This is a genomic window from Mesorhizobium sp. M7A.F.Ca.AU.002.02.1.1, assembly GCF_003998535.1.
GTDB classification, from domain to species: Bacteria; Pseudomonadota; Alphaproteobacteria; order Rhizobiales; family Rhizobiaceae; genus Mesorhizobium; species Mesorhizobium ciceri.
Window position 1 is genome coordinate 1 of sequence record NZ_RZPB01000478.1, and the last position, 4,800, is coordinate 4,800.

Annotated in this window: 4 protein-coding genes and 1 pseudogene; 2 read left to right on the forward strand and 3 right to left on the reverse strand. The window is 62.7% G+C overall.

Going from position 1 to position 4,800, the window contains the following annotated elements; genetic code table 11:
• The 3 genes and pseudogenes from EN879_RS24525 to EN879_RS24535 all read right to left on the reverse strand — a co-directional run.
• Nucleotides 1–351 (reverse strand): annotated as a pseudogene (locus tag EN879_RS24525) (ABC transporter permease); the annotation flags it as partial.
• Entirely contained in the window at nt 339–1,931 is a 1,593-nt protein-coding gene (locus EN879_RS24530; RefSeq protein WP_063167483.1) for a sugar ABC transporter ATP-binding protein, read from the reverse strand. The pseudogene EN879_RS24525 and the gene EN879_RS24530, both read right to left, overlap by 13 nt.
• Before the next feature lie 11 nt (nt 1,932–1,942).
• A complete protein-coding gene (locus EN879_RS24535) occupies nt 1,943–2,644 on the reverse strand; it encodes a GntR family transcriptional regulator (RefSeq protein ID WP_013533133.1) in 702 nt (233 codons plus the stop codon).
• Nucleotides 2,645–2,820: 176 nt separating this feature from the next.
• Here EN879_RS24535 and EN879_RS24540 point away from each other — a divergent pair, with 176 nt between their 5' ends.
• Together EN879_RS24540 and EN879_RS24545 are read left to right on the forward strand one after the other, a co-directional pair.
• Nucleotides 2,821–4,047, forward strand: a complete 1,227-nt coding sequence (locus tag EN879_RS24540) for an iron-containing alcohol dehydrogenase (protein ID WP_063167482.1) — start codon at nt 2,821–2,823, stop codon at nt 4,045–4,047.
• A gap of 16 nt (nt 4,048–4,063) precedes the next feature.
• Nucleotides 4,064–4,800 (forward strand): aldehyde dehydrogenase family protein (locus EN879_RS24545; RefSeq protein ID WP_127274304.1); only part of this gene is annotated, 737 nt, incomplete at its 3' end.

Genomic DNA, 4,800 nt, shown 5'->3' on the forward strand with positions numbered 1-4,800 from the left:
CAGGGCAAGAAGCGCAGCCGCCATACCGGCGGGAATAGCCCAGATGCCGGCATGCGGCGCCACCGCGTTCATGAACATGATGGTGATGCCGGTGATGAAGGCGGCCATCGAGCCGACGGAAAGATCGAGCCCCCCCGACGAGATCACAAATGTCGCGCCGACCGCGATAATGGCGATGAAGGCGCTGCGGGTGATGACGTTGGCGAGGTTGGTGGCGGACAGGAAATCGGGGTTGATGAGGTAACCGGCCACCAGCAGAGCTGCCAGCGCAAGAAAAGGCCCGATATCGGTCCAACTGATGTTGAGATCGAGGGGGCGACGCCTGGGTGCGGATTCGCTCATGACAGCCATTTTGTGCCTCCCTTGGCTTTTGGCCCTGGCTTGGGGCCACTGGTCGCCAGTACCGCCACATTGCTTTCGGTCATTTCGGCGCCACTGACCTCGCCGGTGATGCGGCCTTCGCGCATCACCAGGATGCGGTCGCAGATGCCGATCAATTCCTGCATCTCCGAAGAGATGACGATGCAGGCCTTGCCCTTGGCCACAAGCTCCTGGATGAAGGCATAGATCTGCGCCTTGTTGGCGATGTCGATGCCACGCGTGGGCTCGTCGATAATGACCACCGAAGGATCGGTCAGCAGCACCTTCGCCAGCAGCAGCTTCTGCTGATTGCCCCCGGAAAGCTGGGCCGCTTTGGCGCCGAGGCTCTTCAGCCTGATGTCATATGTCTCCACGGCCTGTTCCAGGGCTTGCGCTTCGCGGCGCCGACCCATCGAGAGGCCGGGATGGAACACATCGAGCGCCGACAGCGTCAGGTTAGGCGCCAAGTGCTCTTGCAGCAGCAGTCCCTTGCCCTTGCGATCCTCGGTCAGGTAACCGACGCCGGCGTCGATCGCCGCGCGCGGCGATTGGAAATGGACCGACTTGCCCTCAAGTTCGATCTTGGCAACTGCCGGGCGCAAGCCGATAATGCCCTCGAAGAGTTCGGTTCGGCCTGCGCCGACCATACCGGCGAACCCCAGGATCTCGCCCTTGTGGACCGTGAACGACACGTCCTCCACATAGCCGGGAACGGAGGCGTTCCTCACGCTCAGCATCGGTACATCCGAAGGCGCTGCGGTTCTCTCAGGATAGAGCGCTGCCAGTTCGCGCCCGACCATCAGCCGCGCCATGTCCATCTGGCTCAGCGTCTTGCCGGGATAGGTGCCGACCATCTTGCCGTCGCGCAGAACGGTCACTTTGTCTGCGACCCGCTGCACCTCATCCAACCGGTGGCTGATATAGAGCACGGCGGTGCCGTGAGCCTTGAGTTGCAGGACGATCTCCAGCAGGCGCTCGACCTCGCCACCGGTCAGAACGGCGGTCGGCTCGTCGAAGATAACCACCTTGTGGTCGTCAAGCAGGGCGCGAGCGATCTGCACCATCTGCCGGTCTGCCAGCGAAACGTCGCGCACCAGTGCCCTTGGCGAGACCGCGCAGCCGATCTGCGCCAGTTTCTCGGTTGCCAGCCGGCGCATGGTGCGGTCATCCACGACATGGCCACGCGAAAGCTCTCGCCCAAGAAACAGATTGTCGGTGACCGTGAGCCCCTCGGCGAGCAGGATCTCCTGATGAACCAAAGCGATACCGGCATCCTGTGCTTGGGCAGGCTTGGCAAATTTCACCGCGTGTCCGTTCATCGACAACGTGCCGTGGCTTGGCTCGACATAGCCGGACAGCAGCCGCATCAACGTCGACTTGCCGGCACCGTTCTCGCCAATGATGGCATGGATCTCTCCCGGCAGGACGTCCAGGGTGACGTCCGACAGCACCGTCACTGGGCCGTATTGCTTGGACAATTCCTGGGCGCGCAGCACCGGTTCAAGCGAACCAGGCGCTTCGCTGGACAACGTGCTCCCGCCCTCCCCGGCGATATTCGCGGCAATGGACATCCGTTCCGACCTCAATCGAATGCCGGGAGCAGGCGATCGCGCGAGTGCTCGATATGGATGCGCATCGCCTTTTCGGCGGCATCGGGATCGGCCGAGCCGAACGCGGCAAGGATCGCCTCGTGTTCGTCAAGCGCCTCCTCGGTCACGCGTGCATGGAACATCAGGCGGAAGATGTGGAAGTGCGTGTGCTGGTGGCTCAACGTCTCACGGATGAGTTCGTTTTGAGAAAACTCCATGATCTTGTCGTGGAAGATCGCATCCTGTCTGGCGAAATTCGAATAGCGCACGCGATCATCCTTGCCTTCGCGGCGTGACATCACGCCGGCAGCTTCGAGCAACAGATCGAGCTTGGCGTCGTCCATCGTTGCGGCGGCCTTTGCGGCGCCATGCGGCTCGAGCAGCAGACGCATCTCGTATAATTCGTCGAAACGGCGCCGGGTGATCTGGGGCGCGGCACGATAACCGATCAGATGCGTCTTGAGCACCAGGCCTTCGCCTTCGAGCCGTCCGAGGGCTTCCCGGATCGGCGTGTGCGAGACGTTGAATTCCTTGACCAAGCTGTCGACTGTGATGCGCGAGCCGGGGGGGATCTTCAGCGCCATCAACTGCGCGAAGATGGCTTCATAGACATCTTCGACGAGACTGTTGGCGCGCTGGATGCGACCAGCTCCAATGCTGGCGTCGCTTGGGTCGGGTAAGTTTGCGGTCTGCATATTTTGCCTCTTGACAGTGAGGACTGCTAACACGATGGTTCCGCGGATGCAATCCTATATCCTATACGATTTTAAAGCGGATATCTTTTAAGTGCGAGAGACACACTCTTAAACCGTCCGATCCAGACCGAGTTCAATGCCTCCGTTTCCAGTCAGCAGCCGTCAAAGGAACAATCATGACCCTCTTCGCCGCCCTGCGGTTGCCGCGTGAAATCCTGTTCGGGAAGGGGCAACGCCATGTGCTGCCGACGGTCGCCGCCCGGTTCGGCCGACGCGCGCTGGTCTGCACCGACGAGCGTTTCGCGGGCACAACGGTATTCGCCGACATTATCAAGTCCCTTCAGTCAGCCTCGATCGAGGTCCTGGTGCATGATCGTGTTCTGCCCGACGTGCCACGCGATACGGTCGGCATCTGCGTCGAGGAAGCGAAGGGGTTCGGGCCGGATATGGTGATCGGCATCGGCGGCGGCAGCTGTCTCGATTTCGCCAAATGCGCCACCCTGCTGCTCAGCCATGGCGGCAAGCTCCAGGACTATTACGGGGAGTTCAAGGTGCCGGGTCAGACACTGCCGCTGATCGCCGTACCCACCACGGCCGGCACCGGCTCCGAGGTGACGCCGGTCGCGGTGATTTCCGACCCGGACCGGACGCTCAAGGTCGGCATATCGAGCCCTCACCTTATCGCCGCGGTCGCTCTGTGCGATCCCGAGCTGACAATGACCTGTCCGCCTGGCCTGACCGCGATCGCCGGCGCCGACGCTTTGACCCATGCGATTGAGGCCTTCACCGCCATGCGGCGCGGTGAAGATCCCAATCTGCCGCAACAGCATGTCTTCATCGGCAAGACTGCGCTGACAGACCATTTCGCGTTGCTCGCGATAAAGCTGCTTGGCCGGAGTCTGGAGAAAGCCTGCAGCGACGGCACGGATGCCGACGCGCGTGCCGATGTCATGATGGGCGCTCTGGCGGCGGGCTGCGCGTTCGGCACCGCCGGCACGGCGGCGGCGCATGCCGTGCAATACCCGGCAGGCGCCCTCACCCACACCGCCCATGGTTTGGGCGTGGCCACAATGATGCCTTACGTGATGACCTATAACAGCCGCGTCGCCGCTCACGAGATGGCAGAGATCGGCGCGGCACTTGGCTTGGAGGCCAAGGCGCGAACCGCCGACGCGATGGCAGCCGCCACGATCGAGGAGATCAGGCGATTGTTCGCGGCGATCGGTATTACGCCAACATTGGCGGATCTGGGCCTCCCTGCCGATAAGCTTGAGTGGACCGCCGAGCAAGCGCTCGGCATCGACCGCCTGATCAAGAACAATCCGCGTGCGTTCGATCTCGGCACGATGCGACGCCTCGTCCAGGCTGCCCATGACGGCGACCTCGCCGCCTGCGTTATGTGAGAAACGGAACAAAGCGATGAATTTGAACACTCAGCAACTCGACCAGGATGGCTATGACGTGCGCGGTTTTTCGCACGGACTCTACATCGACGGCACTTGGCGGTCGTCCTCCGACGGTCGGCTCATCGATGTCGTCGATCCCTCCTCCGGGGCGGTGATCGCGGCGGTTCCCGATGCGACGGTCGAGGACGCCACCGCCGCCGTCGAGGCGGCGGCCAAAGCAGCTAGGAGATGGCGGGAAACTGCGCCGCGCAAACGCTCGGAAATCCTTCGGCGCTGTTTCGAACTGATGGTCGAACGCTCCGAAACGCTCGCCATGCTGATCTCGCTGGAGAACGGCAAGGCGCTGCGCGACGCGCGCGGCGAAGTGGCTTATGCCGCCGAGTTCTTCCGCTGGAATGCCGAAGAGGCGGTCCGGATCACCGGTGAATTCGGCACCGCGCCATCCGGCACCAACCGGATCGTGGTCGATTATGAGCCGATCGGAATTTGCGTGCTGATCACACCGTGGAATTTTCCGGCCGCGATGGCGACCCGCAAGATCGCGCCGGCGCTGGCGGCAGGCTGCACTGTCGTCCTGAAGCCGGCCAGCGAAACACCACTGACGGCCTATGCGCTGGCGGCACTCTACAGCGAAGCCGGCGTGCCTGCCGGCGTCGTCAACGTGCTGACCACGACCAGTCCCGGGCCGCTGACTTCGGCCATGCTTGCCGATCCGCGGGTCAGGAAGCTGTCCTTCACGGGGTCGACGGG